Origin of the sequence: Flavobacterium anhuiense (genome assembly GCF_001705175.1) — a bacterium.
Taxonomy (GTDB): Bacteria; Bacteroidota; Bacteroidia; order Flavobacteriales; family Flavobacteriaceae; genus Flavobacterium; species Flavobacterium anhuiense.
This window is the reverse complement of the sequence record NZ_CP016907.1, coordinates 829,141-852,311: the sequence shown is the minus strand read 5'-3', so window position 1 is coordinate 852,311 and position 23,171 is coordinate 829,141. Positions and strand designations below refer to the sequence as shown.

Annotated in this window: 15 protein-coding genes; 6 read left to right on the top strand and 9 right to left on the bottom strand. The window is 33.8% G+C overall.

Annotated elements, in window-relative coordinates; genetic code table 11:
* Positions 1–37: 37 nt before the first annotated feature.
* The 8 genes from BB050_RS03505 to BB050_RS03470 all read right to left on the bottom strand — a co-directional run bounded on the left by BB050_RS03505 (position 38) and on the right by BB050_RS03470 (position 7,567).
* Positions 38–778, bottom strand: a complete 741-nt coding sequence (locus BB050_RS03505; protein WP_236940413.1) for a DUF2490 domain-containing protein — start codon at positions 776–778, stop codon at positions 38–40.
* 145 nt (positions 779–923) lie between these two features.
* Positions 924–3,485: a TonB-dependent receptor gene (locus BB050_RS03500; RefSeq protein WP_066032627.1), complete on the bottom strand. Its 2,562-nt coding sequence runs from the start codon at positions 3,483–3,485 to the stop codon at positions 924–926.
* A 248-nt stretch (positions 3,486–3,733) separates the two neighbouring features.
* Positions 3,734–4,147 carry an RrF2 family transcriptional regulator gene (locus BB050_RS03495; RefSeq protein ID WP_008467009.1) on the bottom strand — a complete coding sequence of 138 codons (414 nt, stop codon included), beginning with the start codon at positions 4,145–4,147 and terminating at the stop codon, positions 3,734–3,736.
* 93 nt (positions 4,148–4,240) lie between these two features.
* Complete coding sequence (locus BB050_RS03490) at positions 4,241–5,068, bottom strand: TPM domain-containing protein (protein WP_066032626.1); 828 nt, start codon at positions 5,066–5,068, stop codon at positions 4,241–4,243.
* A gap of 3 nt (positions 5,069–5,071) precedes the next feature.
* Positions 5,072–5,509: a TPM domain-containing protein gene (locus tag BB050_RS03485; protein ID WP_066032625.1), complete on the bottom strand. Its 438-nt coding sequence runs from the start codon at positions 5,507–5,509 to the stop codon at positions 5,072–5,074.
* 79 nt (positions 5,510–5,588) lie between these two features.
* Complete coding sequence (locus BB050_RS03480) at positions 5,589–6,176, bottom strand: LemA family protein (RefSeq protein WP_066032624.1); 588 nt, start codon at positions 6,174–6,176, stop codon at positions 5,589–5,591.
* 34 nt (positions 6,177–6,210) lie between these two features.
* On the bottom strand, positions 6,211–6,543 hold the full coding sequence (locus BB050_RS03475; RefSeq protein WP_008467004.1) for a MerR family transcriptional regulator: 333 nt from the start codon (positions 6,541–6,543) through the stop codon (positions 6,211–6,213).
* A gap of 46 nt (positions 6,544–6,589) precedes the next feature.
* Positions 6,590–7,567 (bottom strand): M23 family metallopeptidase, encoded by a 978-nt coding sequence (locus BB050_RS03470; protein ID WP_066032623.1) that lies wholly within the window; start codon positions 7,565–7,567, stop codon positions 6,590–6,592.
* A gap of 276 nt (positions 7,568–7,843) precedes the next feature.
* On the opposite strand from BB050_RS03470, the gene alaS reads away from it, so the two are divergent.
* Positions 7,844–10,483 (top strand): alanine--tRNA ligase, encoded by a 2,640-nt coding sequence (gene alaS / locus BB050_RS03465; RefSeq protein WP_066032622.1) that lies wholly within the window; start codon positions 7,844–7,846, stop codon positions 10,481–10,483.
* Positions 10,484–10,756: 273 nt separating this feature from the next.
* Here the strand turns inward: alaS and BB050_RS03460 are convergent, their stop codons facing one another.
* Positions 10,757–12,502 carry an ABC transporter ATP-binding protein gene (locus BB050_RS03460; protein ID WP_008467001.1) on the bottom strand — a complete coding sequence of 582 codons (1,746 nt, stop codon included), beginning with the start codon at positions 12,500–12,502 and terminating at the stop codon, positions 10,757–10,759.
* A gap of 353 nt (positions 12,503–12,855) precedes the next feature.
* On the opposite strand from BB050_RS03460, the gene BB050_RS03455 reads away from it, so the two are divergent.
* From BB050_RS03455 to tamL, 5 genes are all read left to right on the top strand, one after another.
* The gene (locus tag BB050_RS03455; protein WP_119789434.1) at positions 12,856–13,605 is read left to right on the top strand and encodes a hypothetical protein; all 750 of its coding nucleotides are present in this window, start codon (positions 12,856–12,858) and stop codon (positions 13,603–13,605) included.
* A gap of 89 nt (positions 13,606–13,694) precedes the next feature.
* The gene (locus BB050_RS03450) at positions 13,695–14,489 is read left to right on the top strand and encodes a hypothetical protein (protein ID WP_066032620.1); all 795 of its coding nucleotides are present in this window, start codon (positions 13,695–13,697) and stop codon (positions 14,487–14,489) included.
* 98 nt (positions 14,490–14,587) lie between these two features.
* Positions 14,588–15,547, top strand: a complete 960-nt coding sequence (locus tag BB050_RS03445; RefSeq protein ID WP_066032619.1) for a GSCFA domain-containing protein — start codon at positions 14,588–14,590, stop codon at positions 15,545–15,547.
* Between the two features lie 205 nt (positions 15,548–15,752).
* Entirely contained in the window at positions 15,753–20,864 is a 5,112-nt protein-coding gene (locus BB050_RS03440; RefSeq protein WP_066032618.1) for a translocation/assembly module TamB domain-containing protein, read from the top strand.
* The gene (tamL, locus tag BB050_RS03435; protein ID WP_066032617.1) at positions 20,848–23,160 is read left to right on the top strand and encodes a translocation and assembly module lipoprotein TamL; all 2,313 of its coding nucleotides are present in this window, start codon (positions 20,848–20,850) and stop codon (positions 23,158–23,160) included. The genes BB050_RS03440 and tamL overlap by 17 nt, the downstream gene beginning before the upstream one ends.
* Positions 23,161–23,171: the final 11 nt, after the last annotated feature.

The window sequence follows — 23,171 nt, the reverse complement described above, 5'->3', positions numbered from 1 at the left end:
TTTTTGATTTTCGGTTTTTTTATTAGAAATCTAAAATCTAAAATTTCCGATTAATCCTATGATAAACCGTAAATCGAATAATATCACGATCATAGAAATCTACGCCGCTAGCGCGTCTTTGAAAGTTTTTTATATAACCCAATTCTAAACCAAGATTTGGATTGAAATGATAACGCAAAGCAACGTAGAAACGATTTTGATCGAATGTATTTCTGCGATTGTCTTTTCCGAAATTAAATAAAACTTCGTCAGAAATAGTGCCTTTTATGCTTCTCTCTTCTTTTTCCCAGATTGTAAACATAGATTGCAAACGGTATCTGAATCTATATGCAAATGAAAATTCATCCAAAAGTCCGTTTTTGTCTGCTTTTTGAATGAAGCGTTCTTCCAATTGAAAGCGGTTATGAAAGGTAATTTTAGCAATATCATTAATCAATGTTACATCTTGCTGTGCACGATATTCAGGAACAGAATAATCTGGATCGATATTTGGATTTTGAGTATTCACACTAAAAAAAGCAAATCCAGCACCCAAATCTATCATTTTAGTTGCCCTGTAACGAGCTTGAGATCGTATAACAAAAAGATTTTCATGAACAGGGTTTACAAAGCTTCGATTGTCAAATTCAGAATGAATAGCCCACTTTTCAGATAATGGAAAAATATTGTAGTATCGAATCCAAGTCAAAGTCTGATGGTCGATATTTCTTTGATTTTGCCCTGTAACCGTCTGGAAAACAAAGAGTATGATGAAAAGTAATTTAAAAGATCTGCTCAAGAAAGATAAATTCAGGCTGCGAATTTATACAAATGATCTTATTTCTTTCAATTTTAAAATTTGTTTTGAAGTTTTTTTTGTGAAATAAAAAAAGGGACACATTTTAAAATGCATCCCTTTTTAATACTAAAACTAACTAACCACCTTACAGCGAATACTTAAATGTAACTCCGTAAGTTCTTTGATCACCAAGAACTCCAGCATATTGTCCTGTGTTACCACTTGCAGGCAATAATTGCTCATAGTAATCTTTGTTGAAAAGGTTTCTTCCCCAAATCTGAATAGATAAACCTTGCGAAGCACGGAAGCCTAAACGAGCATTAAAGATTGCGTAACCTTTTACAACTAAATATTTTGAAGCCGAAGGGCTTGAAGAAAATTCAGAGCGAGCGTATCCGTCAGCAGCGAAGAAAATTTTTCCAGCATTACCAAAGAATCTTGCATTATCAGAAAGCTCACCTCCAAGTGAACCTGCCCATCTTGAAGCACCTGGCAATTCTGTTCCAGAAACATCTTTGTAAGATACTTGAACCCCATTAACAACAAGTCCTGTTTCTTCTAACGGAAGTGGCGCATTTGTAAATTTAACATATTTACCATCAGTATAAGTTGCAGCACCATTGATCGTTAAGTGCGAGCTGATAACAAAACTTGCGTCCAATTCTGCTCCTCTTACACGTACTTTATCTGCGTTAGCAAGATAACCGCGATTTACTCCTAACTCAGCTGCTTGAACGTTGGTTTGGAAATCTTTGATATCAGTATTAAAGAACGTTAAGTTGAAGATTGAATTTTTGAATGGAGAAGTTTTTACACCAAATTCATAATGATACACTTTCTCAGGTTTAATCACCGCAAGTTCAGTCATTGGTTGTCCCGCAGAGTTTGATGGAAGCCCTGCTACGTTAACTCCAACAGGTTTGTAACTTTTAGCAGCTGTTGCATAAATATTGATTTTGTCTGATGCTTTATAAGTAAGCGTGATGTTTCCAGAAAAGTCTGTATTGTCTGTATCTGAATCAAATGCCTGATCAGAGTAAACTGATTTTTTCAAAGCCAATAAGGCCGGATCTGTAGTTTGAAGACCTCCATAAGTTTTACGAGAATAATGAGCGTCTTTTTTATCAAAGTTATATCTTAAACCTGGTAAAACATGGAAACGTTCTGTAAGTGCCCAATCAATCTGACCAAATACGGCAGCACTAGAAGCTCTAATTCTTGCATCAGTATGAATTCCGTATCCTTCAAAAAGACCTGGAGTTTTCCATAGTGGACTAGTTGAGCTTTGAGAGAATCTCCATTGTGCATTTCCAGATTCTTCTGTACCATTTGTTTGAGAAGTCTGATCAATAAAGAATACTCCTGCAACACCACTAATTTTTGAAGTTAATTGTCCAGCATAACGAACTTCTTGTGTAACCTGAGTTTGTCTTGTTGGATTCTGAGATTTAGCTAAAACTTGTAATCCTGTGAAATCTCTGTCATTAGATGGATCCCAGTTCCAAAAACGCCAAGCAGTTGTAGAAGTAAGCGTACCGCCACCAATTTTAGTGTCAATGTTTAACGAAATCCCTCCTAAATCTTGTCCAGAACGCCAAGGAGTGTCATGATCAATCTTACGGTCAAAAGCATTTAAACTTGGCAGCTGATAGTTTAAATCTTTAATAATAGCATCAAACTGACGGTATGCAGCTCTTTGAGTAGGAGCAACACCAGCAACAACCTGAGCATATCCGTCAGGACGCTGTGTTGTGAGATCTCCTGCAAAAGTAACGTTTGTGTTTTCTGTCGGAGTCCATAATAATTGTCCTCTAAAACCTTGATTGTTTAAAGTGTTTGTTGGTCTTCCTGTAACAACGTTGTCAATTAAACCATCACGCTGAGTTCCTGAAAAAGATAAGCGACCAGCAACCTTTTTTCCTAATGCTCCTGTTATAGAAGCTTTAGCTTGTAAAAAAGCATAATTTCCATAACTTATTTCGAAATCTGCTCCTGGTGTAAAACTTGGTTTGCGAGAAGTGATATTAAAAGCCCCTGAAGTAGTATTTTTTCCAAATAAAGAACCTTGTGGCCCGCGCAATACTTCGATTTGCTCTACGTCGATAAAATCTAAAGTTGTTGCTGCTGGACGAGCATAATAAACACCATCTACATAGAAGCCAACTCCAGGATCGATACCATCATTGGTAAGCCCGAATGGTGAACCTAAACTTCTGATGTTGATTCCAGTATTTCGAGGGTTTGAAGAATACAATTGTACAGAAGGAACCAATTCTTTAATACGGTTAACGTTAAAAGCTCCAGCTGCTTCGGCTTGTTTTCCTGTAACAACAGAAACGGCAATTGGCACATCTTGAACCTTTTCTATTCTTCTTCTTGAAGAAACGACAACCTCAACAAGTTTGTTTTCTTCACGTAAAGTGATTAATAATGGAGAAGCTGGTATAGCTGTAATTTCAAGTTCAGCAGTATTGTAGCCAATATATTGAACTAAAAGTGTAAGAGGTAATTTTCCTTGAGATTCGATTGAAAATCGTCCTTCAGAATCTGTAATCGTGCTAAAAGTTGTTCCTTTAATTACCACATTGGCTGCTTCTAAAGGGATATTTTGATCAGTAGTGACAACCCCTTCAATTTTTTGGGCAAAAGAGATTGAGAACGTTAAAACAGCAAGTATTGTAAATATGTTTTGTAAAGATGTTTTCATTTTTATATTAAGTATATGTGATTAGTAGAATTTAATATTAAATTTTTTTTACCAACACATACACATCATAGATGAAACAGTATTCACAGTTGTGAAATTATAATTATGTTTTTTTTGCAAAAGATTTTGTCCACCTGATTTACTAGAATGTACTTTCATGAGTTAAAATTTTGTAAATGATTAGTTAATTATTTTTGGCAAATATATAATTAATTCTATCGATTTACTAGACTTTAGAAAATATTTTTTTATTTTTTTACAAGTGAAGCGATTGTGATGCCTTCCATGGCTTTCAAAGTTTTGTCTCTAATAAGCATCAAACCGTGACGCAGACTGCATTCAGACTCGGTTTTACAATCAGAGCAAGGCTCGTAAAAATTTAAAGAAGCACATGGCAAAAGTGCAATTGCACCGTCAAATAATCGGTGAATTTCTGCCAAAGTGATATCATTTTTAGATTTTATCAGATAATAACCTCCAAATTTTCCCTGCTTACTGCTTACAAAACGACCGCGTTTTAGATCTAATAAAATCTGTTCTAAAAACTTTTTGGGAATATTAGCCCCTTCAGCTATTTCCACAGTTCTGGAAATGTGATTTTCGTCTTGTTCTGCTAAATAAAGTAAGGCCTTAAGGGCGTATTTTGCTTTATGTGATAACATCTATTAATAAATTGTAAAATGTAAATGTATGATTTTTTAATATTGAAACCTAAACTTGAAACGTGAAACAAATAAAACTTTAAACAAAAGAATTTACCAGCCTCCGCTTGATCCACCGCCAGAGAAACCTCCACCGCCAAATCCGCCGCCGAAGCCACCGCCTCCGCCAGATGAGCCGCCACCGAAGCCTCCAAATCCGCCTCCGCCGCTTCTTCCAAGATTACTTAGAATAATAACGTCGAGTAGGCTAGGACCTCCACCGCCATTGTTGCCAGAATTTCCTCCTCCGCCTCTTTTATTTCGAGAGAGTAAAATTAAAACAATTACTACAATTACAATAAAAGGCAGAATAGGGAAGTCTTGTCCTTTTTTTGTTTGTTTACGTTCGCCTTTATATTTTCCTTTAAAAACATCAAAAAGAGCATCTGCACCTTTATCGAGTCCACGATAATAACTACCAGCTTTAAATTCTGGAACAATTATATAATCAATAATTTGTCCCCCTATTGCAGCTGTCAATCGATCTTCCAAACCATAACCAGGATTGATAGCTATCCTTCTTTCGGATTTAGCAACTAAAATTACAACACCATTATCATCTTTAGCTGTTCCTCCAATTCCCCATTTTTGCCCCCAATTTGTAGCAAGTTGACTAACATCTTCTCCTTTTAAACTTTCAATGGTAATAACAACAATTTGAGTAGTAGTAGAATCGGAGTAACGAATTAGTTTTTCTTCTAATTGCGTTTTTTCAGAATCACTTAAAAGATTGGCGTAATCATAAACTGAAGTCTGTTTGCTTGGGATTTCTGGAATTGTAAATTGAGCAAAAATAGTATTGCAAACGAAACATGCGATAAATAAAAAAGTAATCTGAAAAATTCTATTGGAATTTGGGATTTTAATTTTGGAATTTTTCATTCTTTATCCTTTTGAAATTTCGTTAGATAGTTCGTTTACATCGTCTTCCTGAGAAGGAAAATATTTTTTGAGTTGTTCTCCAGCATTCAAAATACCATCAACAATTCCTTGTTTAAAATTGCCGGCTTTAAAATGATTCACCATAATATCTTTGGTACAATCCCAAAAATCATTGGCTACTACATCATTAATTCCTTTGTCTCCACAAATCACAAAGTTTTTGTCTTCAACTGCAAAATAGAGCAATACTCCATTTTTCAATTTAGTTTCATCCATTCGTAATTCGTGAAAAACTTCTAAAGCCCTATCAAAATGGACTTTAGAAGTTGTTTTTTCTATATGTACTCTAATTTCGCCAGAAGTATTATTCTCAGCCATACGAATAGCTTCAACAATTTCTTGCTCTTCTTCTTTGGTTAAAAAATCTTCTACTTTTGACATGGAAATTATTTTAGAGTTTAGATTGTGGATTTTAGATTGCAGATTAAATCTGAAATCTTTAATCAAAAATATTAAATCTTTAGAATTTTACTTCAACTGGTTTATCTGCTCCAGTCGAAGCTTCAAAGTATGGTTTTTCTTTAAGTCCATACATTCCCGCCAATATATTTCTTGGAAAAGTATTGATATTATTGTTATAAGGTTTAACGGCTTCATTAAAACGTGTTCTAGCCGTTAAAATTTGATTTTCCATACTGGTTAATTCTCTTTGTAAATCGATAAAATTCTGATTTGCTTTCAAATCTGGATATTGCTCAACACTTACTAGCAATTTAGATAAAGATGAAGACACTCCTGATTGTGCAGAATTATATGCAGCTAATTGTTCGGGAGTAACATTTGTTGGATCGATTGTTACTGAAGTAGCTTTTGCACGGGCTTCAATTACAGCTGTTAGAGTGCTTTTTTCATGTGTCGCATATCCTTTTACAGTACTTACTAGATTTGGAATAAGGTCATTTCTTTTTTGATAAGCTGTATTAACATTTCCCCAACTTTCTTTCACATCTTGATCAAGTGTAACTGCTTTATTATAGATTCCAGAAGCCCAGCCATATAATCCAATAATGACAACAGCTACAATAATCCAAGGTAAGAATTTTTTCATATTTGTTTTGATTTAAGTTTATTTCTATTTTTAATTACAATTCGTTTTTTATCTCGTTCAGTTGCGTTTTTATCGACTCTAATTTACGTATTATTTCGAATTTATCTAACGTTTTCTTCTGACCCTCTTTTAAGTGTATTTTGGCGCCTTCTAGCGTAAATCCTCTCTCTTTTACTAAATGATAGATTAGCTGAAGGTTGGTAATGTCTTCTGGTGTGAACATCCTGTTTCCCTTTGCATTTTTTTTAGGTTTTAGAATGTCAAATTCGCTGTCCCAAAATCGTATCAAAGAGGCATTGACATTAAAAGCTTTGGCTACTTCGCCAATACTGTAATATCTTTTGTCTTTAGAAAGTTCAATATGCATGGTTCGTTTTTTCTATTTTATTTCAAAAATACTATTTTTTGTACTATTAATCTAATGATTGATTTTCTTGGTTTGCCATTTGAGAAATTGCCACATATTCTACAGCCGAAATATTTCCATAATAGAAGTTCAGCGGGTTAACCACTTTTCCGTCTTTATGCACTTCATAATGACAATGAGGACCTTCAGATCTTCCTGTGCTTCCCACATATCCAATAACATCTCCGCGTTTTACCTTTTGTCCTGGTCGGCAGTTGTATTTGCTTAAATGCGCGTACAAACTTTCATATCCAAAACCATGCCTGATTACAACATGATTTCCGTACCCAGAGGCCGTGTTGTCAGCTCTTTGCACCACGCCATCTCCAGTTGCGTAAATTGGAGCTCCTGTATTTGCGGTGAAATCCATTCCGTTATGCATTTTTCTCACTTTCGTGAAAGGGTCAATGCGGTATCCAAAACCTGACGCGACGCGCTTTAAATTTTCATTTCGCACTGGCTGAATGGCAGGAATCGCTAACAATAAATTTTCTTTAGCTCCAGCTAATTTTAAAATTTCGTCTAGAGATTTAGACTGAATCGCCAATTGCTTCGAAAGTTTGTCAATTCTTTTTGTGGCATTCAAAACCAATTGAGAATTATTGTACCCTTCTAGAGCTTTGTATCTGTCAGAACTTCTAAAACCAGCTTTTCGAATTGAATCTGGAATTTCAGCTTTGTTGAAATAAACACGATAAATATTATTGTCACGCTCTTCTAAAGCATCTGCCGCTTCATCAATTTCATCCAGTTTTTTATTCAAAATGGCATATTGAAGCTTTAAATTTTCAATTTCGCGTGCCTGTAAACGATCTTTTGGAGTTTCAAAATAAGGCGTATTAATTAAAAGGACAAAAACTAAAAAGCCAAACAATGCCGAGGCTAATAAAAACAGTAAGGCGTAACCAATTTTAATTCTTTTTCTGGTTTTTATTTTCGTATAGGCCAGATTTTCTGGGTCGTAATAATATTTTACTTTCGCCATATTTTAAAATACGCTATTTTTGCTCCCTGTAAAATAAGTTAGCCGAATAAAACTGATAATGTTTCAGCTCTTCGACACTTTTTTTACAAGGATTAATGATTAGATATTGGGGCTATTTTATCATTAGATAATGCGCAAAATAGGCAATTTATTGTTTAAATTATAAGTTTTTTAATCACATTATAAAAAACTTAACGTATCATCAAATGAATGGATTATCTAATCGTCTAATTATCAAATTGACACATTAAACAGACACATTTTTCTAATTTAAATATGAAATCACAAGACGTACGTAAACAATTTTTAGATTTTTTTGAGAGTAAAGGGCACACTATTGTTCCTTCAGCTCCTATTGTTCTTAAAGACGACCCAACCCTAATGTTCAATAACTCGGGGATGGCCCAGTTTAAAGAATTTTTCTTAGGAAACGGAACTCCAAAAAGTCCAAGAATAGCCGATACGCAAAAATGTCTTCGTGTTTCAGGAAAACATAACGACCTTGAAGAAGTAGGTATCGATACTTACCACCACACGATGTTTGAAATGCTTGGAAACTGGTCTTTTGGCGATTACTTCAAAAAAGAAGCGATCAACTGGGCTTGGGAACTATTGACAGAAGTGTACAAAATTCCAAAAGAAAATCTTTATGTTTCTGTTTTTGAAGGAAGTAAAGAAGATAACGTTCCGTTTGATCAAGAAGCTTGGGACATCTGGAAAACTTTAATCGACGAAGACAGAATCATTCTTGGAAACAAAAAAGATAATTTCTGGGAAATGGGTGACCAAGGACCATGCGGACCTTGTTCTGAAATTCACGTTGATTTACGTTCTGAAGAAGAAAAAGCATTAGTTTCTGGAAAAAGTTTAGTAAACAATGATCACCCGCAAGTAGTTGAAATCTGGAATAACGTATTCATGGAATTCAACCGTAAAGCTGATGGTTCGTTAGAAAAACTTCCGGCACAACACGTAGATACCGGAATGGGATTTGAGCGTTTGTGTATGGCTTTACAAGGAAAAACATCAAACTACGATACTGATGTTTTCATGCCTTTAATTAGAGAAATTGAAACCATTACTGGAGCAAAATATACAACTAATGATGTAACAGGTATTAGTGAAGAACAAAATAAAATGAATATTGCTATTCGTGTAGTGGCAGATCACGTTCGTGCAGTGGCTTTTGCTATTGCTGATGGTCAGTTGCCTTCTAATACGGGAGCAGGATATGTAATTCGTAGAATTTTGCGTCGTGCAATTCGTTACGGATTTACTTTCCTAGGAACAAAAGAGCCATTTATTTTCAAATTAGTTGAAACTTTAAGCGAACAAATGGGAGATTCTTTCCCAGAAATCAGAACGCAGAAAGCACTTTGTTCGAATGTAATTCGTGAAGAAGAAAATTCATTCTTAAAAACGTTAGATCAGGGATTAGTTCTTTTAGATGCTGTAATTTCTAATAACAATACAGATACTGTTGATGGTAAAAAGGCATTTGAATTGTATGATACTTACGGATTCCCAATCGATTTAACAGCTTTGATTCTTTCTGAAAGAGGATTGAAATTAGACGAAGAAGGATTCCAAGAACAATTGCAATTGCAAAAAGAAAGATCTCGTGCAGCGTCTAAAGTAACTGCTGGTGACTGGAATGTAATTGTAGAGGATGATATTCAGGAATTTGTTGGTTACGACAGATTATCTCAACAGGTTAAAATCACTAAATACCGTAGAGTAGAAAGTGCTAAAGACGGGGAGATTTTCCAATTGGTTTTCAATGCTACTCCTTTTTATGGAGAAAGCGGAGGACAAACGGGAGATAAAGGATATTTGGAAGCTCAAAATGGTGATATTGTTTACATCATTGACACAAAGAAAGAAAATAACCAAACGATACATTTAGCAAAATCGTTACCAGAAAACCTTACGGGAACTTTTAATGCGGTTGTTGATGCAAATCAGAGAGCAAAAACTTCGTCTAACCACTCGGCTACGCACTTGTTGCACCAGGCTTTACGTAAGATTTTAGGGACGCATATTGAGCAAAAAGGTTCGATGGTAAGAAATGCTTCATTGCGTTTTGACTTTTCTCATTTCGCTAAAGTAAGTGATGAAGAATTAGTAGAAGTAGAAAATTTCGTAAATGCTAGGATTCGCGAAAGTTTGCCATTAATCGAAAAAAGAGCTATTCCGAAAGAACAGGCTCTTGAAGAAGGAGCAATTGCTTTATTTGGGGAGAAATATGGTGATTTAGTTCGTACCATTAAATTTGGTGATTCTGTCGAATTATGCGGAGGAACTCACGTTGCCAATACATCAGATATCTGGCATTTTAAAATTATTTCTGAAGGAGCTGTAGCGGCTGGAATCAGAAGAATTGAAGCCATTACAAGTGAAGCAGCGAAAGAATATTTTGAATCTCAAGCTGTTTCTTTAGCTGAAATTAAAGAAGCGCTTAAAAATGCTCAAGATCCTGTAAAATCAATCTTAGCGTTACAAGACGAAAATGCTCAATTGAAAAAGCAATTGGAAGCTTTATTAAAAGATAAGGCTAAAAATATGAAAGCTGATTTAGCTAAAGAATTACAAGAAATCAATGGAGTTCAGTTCTTGGCAAAACAAGTAGATTTAAACCCAGAAGGCGCAAAAGATTTAGCTTACGAATTAGGTGGTTCTTACAATAACTTATTTGTAGTTTTCGCAACCGCTCATGAAGGAAAACCAATGTTAACTTGTTATATTTCAAAAGAAATTGTAGCTGAGAAAAACCTAAACGCTGGACAAGTTGTTCGTGAATTAGGTAAATATATCCAAGGTGGAGGAGGAGGACAGCCTTTCTTCGCAACCGCAGGAGGTAAAAATGTTGATGGAATTGCTGAGGCTTTGGATAAAGCAGTGGATTTTGTAAAATAAAGGTTCTAAGATGCTAAGGAACTAAGGTTCTAAGTTTTTTTATAATATTCAAAAAAGCCGAGAGATTGTAAAATCTCTCGGCTTTTGTATTTTATGGTATTTCTCTTTTTATGTCATTTCGACGAAGGAGAAATCTCCACGAGAAGCTCGACAAAGATTGGATTTTCGTTGCGTAGTTACTTACGGAGATTTCTCCTTCGTCGAAATGACAAATAGTACGTGCATAGATTGTTTAAAAAACTTAGAGTCTTAGAGCCTTAGTGGCTAAAAAAACTATTTTCGCTCCCCAATCTGCTGGCGCCACATAGCGTAATACAATCCTTTTTCGACAATCAAATCTTCATGTTTGCCTTGTTCAATGATTTTACCTTGTTCTAGGACAAAAATTCTATCAGCATGCATTACGGTTGATAAACGGTGAGCAATTAAAACTGTAATTCTATTTTTGTCTGAGATATTTCGAATAGTGTCATTAATTTCTTCTTCTGTAATAGAATCCAAAGCAGAAGTCGCTTCATCAAAAATCAATAAATTCGGATTTCTAAGAATAGCTCTTGCGATAGATAAACGCTGTTTTTCTCCGCCAGAAACTTTGATTCCGCCTTCGCCGATTGTGGTATTTAAACCGTCTTCAGCACGTTTAAGGAGTTTGTCGCAGCTTGCGCGTTTTAAAGCATCATAAAGTTCTTCGTCGGTTGCATTTGGTTTGACGAATAATAAGTTTTCGCGAATTGTTCCTGAGAATAATTGTGCATCTTGAGTCACAAAACCAAGTTGTTTTCTTAAATCTAACAAATCAATTTCGGTTGAATCGATATCATTGTAAAGAATTTCTCCTTCTTCTGGAGTATACAATCCAACTAATAATTTTACTAAAGTTGTTTTTCCAGATCCAGACGGACCAACAAAAGCGACGGTTTGTCCTTGTTTGATTTCGAAATTGATATTTTCGACTGCTTTGAATTTAGCTGTTTTATGTTGAAAACTCACATTAGAAAATAGCAATTTCTGGATTGCTCCAACATGTTTTGGAGTTTTAGGACGGAATTCTTTAGGAGCATTCAATAAGTTTTTGAAATTCTCCATAGAAACTTTTGTTTCATTCAGAGCAATAATAAAGTTTCCTAATTCTTGTAATGGACCAAAAATAAAGAACGTAAAAAATACCATTGTCAATAAATCTCCAACGATAATTTTCCCTCCAAATAAGAAGTAATACAAAGCAAAAACAACGCAAGTTCTCAAGAAATGAACCGTTGTTCCCTGAATAAAACTTAAACTTCTTATAAAACGGATTTTCTGTAATTCTAATTGAAGAATTTTAAACGTATTTAAGTTTAAACGTTTTTCTTCTTGATATGTTAAACCAAGACTTTTTACTAACTCGATATTTCGTAAACTTTCGGTAGTAGAACCAGCCAATGCATTAGTCTGATTCACAATTTTTCGAGAAACGATTTTAATCTTTTTTCCCAAATACAAACTAACCAAAGCAATAATTGGCGCTGTAATTAAGAAGATAATCGAAATCCTGAAATCGATTCGAGCAACATAAACAATTACGAATATAAAACCGATAATAGTCTGGAAAATTAACGAAATGGAAAGTGTAATCAGTTTTTCTGAATCGATTCTAACTTTTGTCAGTTTGCTTAAAGTTTCACCGCTTCGCTGATCTTCAAATTCTGCATAAGGAAGATCCAGAGATTTCTTGATTCCGTCAGTATACATTTGAGCGCCCGTACGCTGAATAACGACATTGGTAAAATAATCCTGAAAGTTTTTGGTAATTCTCGAAATCATAGCAGCGCCAAGAGAAAGGCCAAGCCAGAAAGCTAAAGATTTTATAAATCCAATTTCGTTTCCTTTGTATTTTGAGATTCCAACACCACAGTCCTGCATTAATTTTCCTGTGATTACTGAGTCTGACAAACTGAAACAAATGTTGATAGTAGCCATTATCAACGCAAAAAACAAGAGCATTTTGTGTCTGATAATGTAGGTATATAGTAATTTCATATAAGATTTTAAAAAAATGGAAGATGCAAAAATAAGGAATTGTTTTAGTTTCTAGAGTTGGTTTTTGTTATTAAAAATCTAAATTTTTTACAGGTGAAATTGCTGATAGCGTTTTTAAAGTTTTTATGTGTTTCACTTTTTTAATTTGAATATAAGAAGTCATAAAGGCTGATTATTTTCCATATTTAAGTTTTTTTGAAAATTTTATTATTTAGTTAAGCTTTTATGTTGTTTGCTATTAGTATTTTAATAATTGACTTAATTGAAAAATGTGTTTCGATGTGGAATCACGTAAGGTTTTGAATTTCGGTTATATTACGTTTGCACCATTAACAAATTTTAACCAAATCAATATGAAAAAATTATTATGCCTTTTTGGTGCTTTAGCACTAGTTTTAACATCTTGTTCAAGCGATGATTCGTCAAGTTCTTCAGATCTTGTTTTGCTTAAAAAAACTGTTATTACAAGTCCAGAAGGTGATAAAGCTACCGTTAATTTTAAGTACGATGGTAACAAAATAGTAAGTGTAACAGATGATACTGGATTTTTCAATCTGTATTATACTTACACTGGAGATTTAATTACAAAAATTGATTACAAGCTTCCTAATGGAAAGTCAGAACAAGTAGATACTTTTACATACACTAATGATGGAAAGCTATCAACTTTTTTAAGAGTTGAATATGAAGAAGAGGAAGGTGTAGCGGTATTAAGAGGTTACAAGGAAGTTTATACTTATAATGCAGATGGTACAATTTCAGTAAAAGGGTATTCAGGAAGTGATGTTTCTCAAACGGTTGCTTCGGGAACAGCTACAATTAAATTTGTAAATGGTGAAGTAAGCGAAATTATAAGTTCTAACTCACCAAATCATAAATATACTTATGATAATAAAAATAATCCAACAAAAAATATTTTGGGAATGGATAAAATTGCATTTGTTGATGGAGAAGCAAATGGCGTTAAATTCAATATCCTTACAGATACATCAGATGGTAATTTGTGGACAAACAGTACTTTTACATATAATGAGCAAGGATATCCAACTAAAGAAGTTGATAACGGGTCTGACAGTCTAGGTACTACGGAATATTTTTATTAATAATTGAAGATTCTTATTAATAATATTAAGCCAGTTGCAAATGCTTCTGGCTTTCTTAATTTTGAAAAGTATAACAAAATCTCTCAATTATGAAAAAACAATTATGGCTTTTTGGCGCTATAGCTTTAATCCTATCATCATGTTCAAGTGATGAAAATTCTCCTTTGCAAGAAATTGATTCTACATTGCCAAAGACGATTTCTTATGTTTACCCTTCTATTTACTTAGGAACAAATAGTAAAGGAACTTTAACTTACGATGGTAATAAAATTCTAAATATCGTTAAAGAAGATTCAAAAACAATATTTACATACAATGGAGATGTGATAATTAAACAAGAAGAGTTTGATATAGAAAATGGGAAAGAAATTAAAAATGAAGAAGTTTCATATAGTTATGAAAATGGAAAACTAAAAACTAAAGTTTTTAGAGAAGACATAAGTGTCGAATATCCCGACGGTTATTATATTGAGAAAGTGGTTTATACTCATAATTCTAATGGAACAATTTCTTACATTGATTACACCGTTGATAATATAAAGAAAACCGAAACTAAAAGTGGAGAAGGAACTTTAACGTATAAAGATGGAAACTTAATAAGAGTGGAAGAAAAGTCTGGTTCTTCAACTACAACATTAGTTTTTGAATACGATTCCAAAAAAAATCCCCTGAAAAATATACTAGGTTTCAATTTGTTATTAAACGAAATTGATGGATTTGGAACTAATAATATTGTAAAAACTACAAGAACAACAACTGAATTTCCGAATCCATCGGTTTATTTAACGACTTATATTTATAATGATGCTTCGTACCCAACAAAACATACTTCATTTGATGGAGGAGGAAAAAATATTGAGTATGAAATTGAATATACGTATTAACATTAGGTAATATTTAAATTTATAAAAAAGCCAAATACTTCTGTATTTGGTTTTTTTATTGATTAAAATTGGTGAAATTCGTAGTTAATTTCAAAATCATGCAATTCAGAACCCAAATACCCATTTCCAAAAGTAGTTTGCCAATCGATTATAATTCGAAAATACTTTCTATAGGGTCTTGTTTTGCAGAAAATATGGCGGAGAAATTCGATTATTTTAAATTTCAGAATGAAACCAATCCGTTTGGGATCATTTTTAATCCGGTTTCAATTGAAAAATTATTTAGCAGAATTTCTAAACAAGATTGGTTTGAAGAAAAAGATGTTTTCTTCCATAACGAGCGTTGGCATAGCTTTGAAGTACATTCAGATTTAAGCAATTCTGACCGTCAAGAATTATTAGAAACTCTGAATAAAGCTGTAACAGAAACCCATAAACAACTTAAAGAAGCGACCCATATTATCATCACTTTCGGAACTTCTTGGATTTATAGAAATCTTGAAAAAGATGAAATTGTAGCCAACTGTCATAAAGTGCCTCAAAAACAATTTTCAAAAGAATTATTGTCGGCAGAAGTCATTCAAAAAAGTATTCAAAATACAATTGAAACCATTCAGACTGTAAACTCCAATATAAATTTCATTTTCACTATTTCCCCAGTTCGACATATCAAAGACGGATTTGTAGAAAACCAATTAAGTAAGTCGCATTTGTTTACAGCTTTACATCAAGTTTTAAAAACACATAATTCAAAACTCATAACTCATAACTATTTCCCTTCTTACGAAATCATGATGGATGAACTTCGCGATTATCGTTTTTATAACGAAGATATGTTGCATCCCAATCAGATTGCGATAGATTATATTTGGAAACTTTTTAGCGAAAATTATGTTTCAGAAGAAAGTGTTCAAGTAATGAAAGAAGTAGACGAAATCCAAAAAAGCCTGCGCCATAGAAGCTTTAATCCAGAATCAGAACAGCACCAGAAGTTCTTATCAAAACTGCAGCAGAAAATAAACATCATAGGAGAAAAACTGCCGCATATTAAATTCTAACTATTAGAATAACCCTCATAAAAAGGTTATCAGTTAATATAAAAAACTTCGCGCCTTAGTGCCTTCATGGCAAATGCAACAATAAAATTTTAGAATAATTGCTCATAATTATGTAAATTGTTAAGGTTTAAATTTTACATTTTTGTAAAATGTGTAACCCTGCTTTTTTCAGAAGCAATTTTAATCTAAGCGATTTTATTGACGTATGAATAAGAAACCAGTTTATTTTCTTAAAAAAATACTTCGTATCTTAATGTGGTGCGTCGTTTCTGTAGTTGCACTTTTATTACTTCTCATAATCTTAATTCAAGTTCCATCAGTTCAAAATTTCGTTAAAGACAAAGCGATTACCTATCTTGAAGGTAAGATTAAAACCAAAGTTTCTCTCGATAAAATTCTAATTAAATTTCCCAAAGATGTAGTTCTGGAAGGTTTTTATTTTGAAGATCAAAAAAAAGATACTTTACTGGCTGGTAAACGATTAGAGGTTGATGTTGATCTTTTTAAACTCGTAAGCAGCGAACTCGAAATCAATTCGGTTTCATTAGAAAATGTAAAAGCCAATATTTCCAGAAACAAAGACGGCGTTTTCAATTTTGATTATATTATAAAAGCATTCGAATCTAAAGAACCAAAAGTAGAAGATCCCGATGCAAAACCGTTTAAAATTTCTGTAGTAAAAGTAAATCTCGATCAGGTTAAATTCAATTTTAAAGATGATTTTTCGATGAATGATATCAAAGTCAATTTGACGCATTTTGATACTAAATTCAAAAGGTTTGATCTTGATAAAATGGACTTTAATATTCCCACAATTAATTTAAATGGATTGAAGGTAGTTTTAGATCAAGATGTTGTAGAGAAAATTGCTGAAGTTTCAGTCAAAACAGTGGATACAGTTTCGAAACGTCCAGATTTTAAATTGGCATTGGATAAAATCACTTTATCTAAAATAGATATTTTATATGATAATAAAGACTCGAAATTAAATTCGGGTATTAGTTTAGGAAATTTAAATTTAGTAGTAAATGAGATCAATCTTAATGAACAGTTTTTGGATTTTAATACTTTTGAAGTTAAAAATCTTAAAGGAAATTTACGTCTTGGTGCAAAAGATAAGCAAATTCAAGCCCCTGACTTAGATTCAACAGCCATAAAACAAGCAGGCTGGAAAGTAAAACTCAAAGAAACCAATCTAGAAAACATCGCTTTCAAGTTTGATGATGAACAGTCAAAACCTAAAACAAAAGGAATTGATTATGCACACTTGGATTTGGATAAATTCAATTTTAAAGCAGAGAAGTTATATTATGGAAATGATACGATTTCAGGAAATATTAAAACGCTAAACGTAAACGAAAAAAGCGGTTTGCAGATTCAGTCTTTCAAAACCGATTTCTTTTACGGACCGAAAAATGCTTCGCTGGAAAATCTGTATTTAAAAACACCGCAGACTCTCGTTCAGGATAAAGTTAAAGCGCAATATACATCACTTGAATCACTTCAGAAAGATTTTGGAAATCTTGCCCTTGATGCCAATTTGAAACAATCTAAAATTGGTTTTAAAGACATTTTATTGTTTGTTCCCGATCTTCAAAATACAAATCCGTTTAAAAGTAACCCGAATGCGATTTTGTATGTGGACAGCCGTGTGAGCGGAAAAGTAAAAGATTTGAATATTTCGAAGTTTGAAATGAGCGGAATTGGCGCTACAAAAGTTTCCCTTTCGGGGAAAATTGCTGGATTGCCAGATGCACAAAAAGCGTATTACGATTTGGATATCAAAAAAGCTTCGACGACTTCAAAAGACATTAATATGTTTGTGCCACCAGGAACAATTCCGAAGAATATTCAGTTGCCATCTCAATTAAGTTTGCAAGGAAAATTTAAAGGTTCGGTTCAGAATTTTAAAACCAATATGGCTTTAACGAGCAGTTTTGGAAATGCAAAAGTCGATGCTTTATTTGATCAGCGTGTTAAAAAAAGAGAAAAATACGATGCGCAAGTTTACTTGTTGGATTTTGATTTAGGGCGTTTAATTAAAAACGATTCAATCGGAAAAATTACGCTTAAGGCGAAAGTTAAAGGAAAAGGCTTAGATCCTAAAACCGCAAATGCAGCGATTGATGGTTTGGTACAGAAAGCAGTCTTTAATCGATACACTTATAGAGATTTAGCATTAAAAGGAAATATCGAAAACGGTTCATTTGCAGTAAAATCTGGAATGCAAGATCCAAATTTGAATTTTAATTTAACGGCTTCTGGCGACACCAAAGATAAATATCCAACCATACAATTAAAGCTGAATCTTGATATTGCCGATTTAGAAAAACTAAATCTGCACGCTGGACCAATGAAGCTTCGCGGAAATGTCGATGCAGATATTGCCAACAGTAATCCTGATTTCTTAAACGGGAAAGTGTTTCTTTCAAATATTCAAATTTTGCAAGAAGCAGAACCAATTGTTTTAGATTCTGTTCGAGTTTTGGCTTTTGCAGATAAAGACAGCAATTCGATCAAAATTTCGTCTCAATTTTTAAAAGCCGAAATGATCGGAAAATATAAATTGACAACTTTGGCAAATTCAGTCCAGAAATCATTATCAAAATATATTGACCTCAAAAATCCAAAAATCAATGCAGAATCAGACGAGCAAAGATTGGCTTTTATGCTCAAAGTAGACAATGATCCTGTTCTTTTTAAATTGTTGCCAAAATTAACTGGATTAGAGCCTTTTACTATAAATGGAAATTATAATAATAAAACAGATTCTTTAACTGTAAAAGGAACGATTCCAAGAATTGTTTATGGAGGAAACACCATTTCAGATGGGAAAATCAATATCGAAGCCAAAGAAAATGCGCTGGAATATTTAGTTTCTGTAGCGACAATTGAAAGCGGTTCTTTAAAAATTCCGTTTACAAGTTTGAGCGGAGAAGTTCAAAACAATACTTTGACCTATGCGCTTGAAGTTCAAGATGCAAAACAAAAACAGCAATATTTTATTGCGGGCGAATTTAAAGCAGAAGATTCTAAAAATATTGTAAAACTAGATGCAGACAGCTTTATTTTAAATTATGATAAGTGGAATGTTGATCCTGAAAATGCAATCGAGTTTGGAGAAAAAAGACTTTATGTCAATAAATTCAATTTGAGTAATAATGGAAACGAATTGAAAGTTCAATCGAAAGGAAATCAGGATAATGCGCCTTTACAAGTTGATTTTGTCAACTTCAAAATCGAAACCATTATGAACATGGTTAAAAAAGATGAATTATTGATGCAAGGCTTGATTAACGGAAATGCGTTGGTTGAAAATGTGATGACAAATCCAACTTTTACATCCGATTTGAAAATTGATGATTTTACTTTTAAAGGTTCAAAAGTAGGAGATTTAGAAATAAAAGTTGACAATAAAACTGCCAATACACTTGCCGCAAATGTAGCCTTGAGCGATGAAGGAAATGACTTAAAACTTACGGGAGATTATCAGTTAGATTCAGGAAATTTTGATTTTGATGTAGCTATTAATAAATTGTATATCAAAAGCGTTCAAGGTTTCAGTATGGGAAATATTACTGAAGGACAAGGCTTTCTTTCAGGAAATTTCAAGTTGACAGGAAATACTTCTGCTCCACAAATTAAAGGAGAATTGAATTTTAATGACGCTGGTTTTAGAGTCACACAGCTCAATTCGTACTTTAAAACCAAAAACGAAAAAATCACTTTCAATAACGAAACAATTTCATTTGATAAATTCTCTCTTTTTGATGAAAATGACAATGAACTGTTTGTAAACGGAACCATTCAGTCGCCAGATTTTGTGAAGTATAATTTCAATCTGCTGGTTGAGGCAAACGATTTTAGAGCGATTCACTCGCAAGCAAAAGACAATGATTTATTTTATGGCGATTTGTTTTTAGATACAAAACTAAATATCAAAGGAAATCTAGACAGTCCAGTGGTTGACGGAACGATCAAAATTAATAAAGAAACCAAGTTTACAGTCGTAATGCCACAGTCAGATCCGTCAATAGCAGACCGAGAAGGGATTGTAGAATTTGTTGACGAAGATAATCTGTACTTGAAGCAAACGGTTGATATGCAGAACAAACTGAATCAGTCGGAATTGAAAGGCATGGATGTAAATGTAGCTATTTCGATTAATAAAGAAGCAGAATTGACTTTGCTGATTGATAAAGGAAATGGCGATTATTTGAATTTGAAGGGAGAAGCAGAATTAGTTGGAGGAATCGATCAATCAGGAAAGACAACTTTGACTGGGAAATATGAATTTTCAGACGGTTCTTATCAAATGAATTTCAACGGAATTAAACGAAAATTTGATATTCAAAAAGGAAGTTTTATCACTTGGAATGGCGAACCGACAATGGCAACTTTAAATATTACAGCGATTTATAAAGTAAACACAGCGCCAATTGATTTATTAGGAAATCAGATAAAAGGTGAACCTCAAGCGGTACAAAATACCTACAAGCAAAAGCTTCCTTTTCAGACCTTATTAAAAATGAATGGAGAATTGCTGAAACCAGAAATCTCATTTGGAATAGTGCTTCCGGAAGGAAATTATAATGTTTCTACAGATGTCGTAGAAATGACTCAGACAAAACTGAAACAGCTGGAACAAGATCCTGCTGAACTGAACAAACAAGTTTTTGCCCTTTTATTATTGAACAGATTTGTGGGCGAAAATCCTTTTGCAAGCGAAAGCGGCGGTGTAAGTGCAGAATCTTTTGCCAGACAGAGTGTGAGCAAAATACTGTCGCAACAATTGAATAATCTGGCTGGAGATCTTATTGAAGGATTTGAAGTCAACTTTGATTTAGAATCGACAGAAGATTATACAACAGGAACCATGCAAAACCGAACCGATTTAAATGTTGAAGTTTCTAAAAAATTACTCGATGATCGATTGAAAATTACTGTTGGAAGCAGTTTTGGAGTAGAAGGCCAGGAACGTGCCAATGAAGAATCTACCAATATTGCGGGTGATGTCGCTTTAGATTATCAATTAACAAAAGATGGCCGTTACATGATTCGTGCTTATCGTAAAAATCAATATCAGGTTGCGGTTGAAGGTCAGGTAATCGAAACAGGAGTTGCATTTGTAATTACAATGAGCTACAATAAATTTAGAGAGCTTTTTCATCGCACAGAAGAAGAAAAAGAGTTGATAAAAGAAGAAAAAATTCGCAAGGAAAAAGAAAAGCAAAAAAAGAAAGAGGACAAAGAAAAAGAAAAACTGCAAGAGAACGAAGACGAAAAAACTATTGAAGGAAATGAGCAAAAAACATAATCATAGAAATATATATTTAAAGTATATCGCGCTGCTTTCCTTATTTTTTGTTTTAGGATGCAGCAATACAAAGTATCTTCCTGAAGGCGAGTTGCTTTATACAGGCGGTTCTGTTACCATAAAAGATTCGATTATGAAGAAGAAAGATCGAAAAGCGTTGGAAAATGAACTAGAAGGCCTGCTTCGCCCAAAACCGAACAAACAGTTTTTGGGTCTTCGACCTAAATTATTGATATACAATCTTGCTGGGGAACCTAAAAAAGATAAGGGAACGAGATATTGGCTGCGTAACAAAGTGGGAGAACCGCCGGTACTTTTCAGCCAGGTTGATTTGGATTATAATGCTTCGGTTTTGCGAAATTTTACAGAAAACCGAGGATATTTCAAAACCCGTGTCAGCGCCGATTCGACTGTTCGAAATAAAAGAGTAACCGCAGAATATATTGTGACACCAAGAAAACAATACATTATAAAAAGCGTAACTTTTCCAGACGATTCTCTTAAAATGTCAAAAATTATTGCGAGAAGCCATAAAAGAAGTCTTCTTAAAGTTGGAAATCCTTACGATTTAGATGTCATAAAGGCAGAAAGAGAAAGAATTGATGCAAGATTAAAAGAAAAAGGCTATTTCTATTTTAATCCAGATTATATTTTGGCAAAAGTAGACAGCAGTAAAGGTGATCACGAAGTACGAATTAGATTGGTAATAAAGGATGATACACCTGTAAAAGCCTTGACCGCTTATAAAATTGATAAGATTTTTGTGTACCCAAATTATTCGCTTACCAATGATAGTGCAGTTTATAGAAAAAGAAATATCACGCAATACAAAGATTTTACCATAATTGATACAGCAGATACTTTTAAACCAAGAATTTACGATCGAACAATTTATTTTAAAAGAGGAGATGTTTACAATCGAAAAGACCACAATTTAACCTTAAACCGATTTGTAAATCTTGGAACTTTCAGTTTTGTGAAGAATGAATTCAAACCCTCAGATTCAATTTCTAACGTTCTAGATTCGTACTACTATTTGACTCTTTTGCCTAAGAAGTTTATTCGTGTAGAAGTTATCGGAAAAACCAATTCTGCGAGCTATACAGGTACAGAATTAAATCTAAACTGGAACAACAGAAACTTTTTGCGAGGTGCAGAATTGTTTACCGCTTCTGTTTTTGGTGGCGCCGATTTTCAGTTGGGAGGAGTTAATAAAGGGAAAAACATTTACAAACTGGGAGCAGAAGTTAGTTTGACTTGGCCACGATTTATAACGCCTTTTCATATTGAAGGGAACAGCGAATATGTGCCAAGAACTAAAGCAACGCTCCGTTATGAATATCAAAAACGAACGCAGTTATATGCTTTGAATTCTTTTAATACTTCTTTTGGGTATATGTGGAAAGAAAATATTCGTAAGGAACATCAATTAAATGTTGTTGATGTGACTTATGTGAGTCCGAATCACGTTACACCAGAATATCTCGCAGACATTGACGAAGATCCAGCTTTGGGAAAAGTAATTGAAAAACAGCTGATTTTTGGCCCAACCTATAATTATACGTATACCAATACGATGCAGAAGCGTAAGAAGCATACCATTTATTTTAATGGTGAGTTAGATTTAGCTGGAAATTTAACAGGGTTATTTACTGGAGCAGATTATCCGAATAACGTTAAGACCATATTTGATGTTCCGTTTAGCCAATACGTAAAAATTAGATCCGATTTCAGACATTATTTAAAACTCGGAAAAGAAAGCGAATTAGCCAGCAGATTAATTGTCGGTGCGGGATTTGCTTACGGAAATTCAAACACGCTTCCGGCATCGAAACAATTTGTAGTGGGAGGAACCAATAGTATTCGCGCGTTTAGGGCACGAACTTTAGGGCCAGGAAGTTATGTTATTCCGCCACCAACAAACAATAATTACACTCCCGATCAATCAGCTGATTTGAAACTGGAATTCAATACCGAATACCGTGCAAAGCTTTTCAGCATTGTAAGAGGTGCAATATTTTTAGATGCTGGTAATATCTGGCTTTTACATGCCGATCCAAATAAACCTGGAGCGGAAATTTCAAAAGATTTTATGAAAGAAATCGCCGTTGGAGCCGGAGCTGGTTTACGTTTCGATTTGTCGTTTTTGATTTTAAGAACCGATTTAGCTATTCCGCTACGTAATCCTGCATTGCCAGACGGACAACGTTGGGTGATTGACGATATTAATTTCGGAAGCAGTTCCTGGAGAAAAGATAACCTGATTTTGAATATTGCAATCGGCTATCCGTTCTAGATTTATTAGCC

What these genes read in the sequence shown, in the direction of transcription:
- BB050_RS03495 (WP_008467009.1), bottom strand. Translation starts at nt 4,147, where the DNA reads ATGTTATCACATAAAGCAAAATACGCCCTTAAGGCCTTACTTTATTTA.
- BB050_RS03445 (WP_066032619.1), top strand. Translation starts at nt 14,588, where the DNA reads ATGCAATTCAGAACCCAAATACCCATTTCCAAAAGTAGTTTGCCAATC.
- alaS (WP_066032622.1), top strand. Translation starts at nt 7,844, where the DNA reads ATGAAATCACAAGACGTACGTAAACAATTTTTAGATTTTTTTGAGAGT.
- BB050_RS03460 (WP_008467001.1), bottom strand. Translation starts at nt 12,502, where the DNA reads ATGAAATTACTATATACCTACATTATCAGACACAAAATGCTCTTGTTT.
- BB050_RS03440 (WP_066032618.1), top strand. Translation starts at nt 15,753, where the DNA reads ATGAATAAGAAACCAGTTTATTTTCTTAAAAAAATACTTCGTATCTTA.
- BB050_RS03485 (WP_066032625.1), bottom strand. Translation starts at nt 5,509, where the DNA reads ATGTCAAAAGTAGAAGATTTTTTAACCAAAGAAGAAGAGCAAGAAATT.
- BB050_RS03500 (WP_066032627.1), bottom strand. Translation starts at nt 3,485, where the DNA reads ATGAAAACATCTTTACAAAACATATTTACAATACTTGCTGTTTTAACG.
- tamL (WP_066032617.1), top strand. Translation starts at nt 20,848, where the DNA reads ATGAGCAAAAAACATAATCATAGAAATATATATTTAAAGTATATCGCG.
- BB050_RS03475 (WP_008467004.1), bottom strand. Translation starts at nt 6,543, where the DNA reads ATGCATATTGAACTTTCTAAAGACAAAAGATATTACAGTATTGGCGAA.
- BB050_RS03455 (WP_119789434.1), top strand. Translation starts at nt 12,856, where the DNA reads ATGAAAAAATTATTATGCCTTTTTGGTGCTTTAGCACTAGTTTTAACA.
- BB050_RS03450 (WP_066032620.1), top strand. Translation starts at nt 13,695, where the DNA reads ATGAAAAAACAATTATGGCTTTTTGGCGCTATAGCTTTAATCCTATCA.
- BB050_RS03480 (WP_066032624.1), bottom strand. Translation starts at nt 6,176, where the DNA reads ATGAAAAAATTCTTACCTTGGATTATTGTAGCTGTTGTCATTATTGGA.
- BB050_RS03490 (WP_066032626.1), bottom strand. Translation starts at nt 5,068, where the DNA reads ATGAAAAATTCCAAAATTAAAATCCCAAATTCCAATAGAATTTTTCAG.
- BB050_RS03470 (WP_066032623.1), bottom strand. Translation starts at nt 7,567, where the DNA reads ATGGCGAAAGTAAAATATTATTACGACCCAGAAAATCTGGCCTATACG.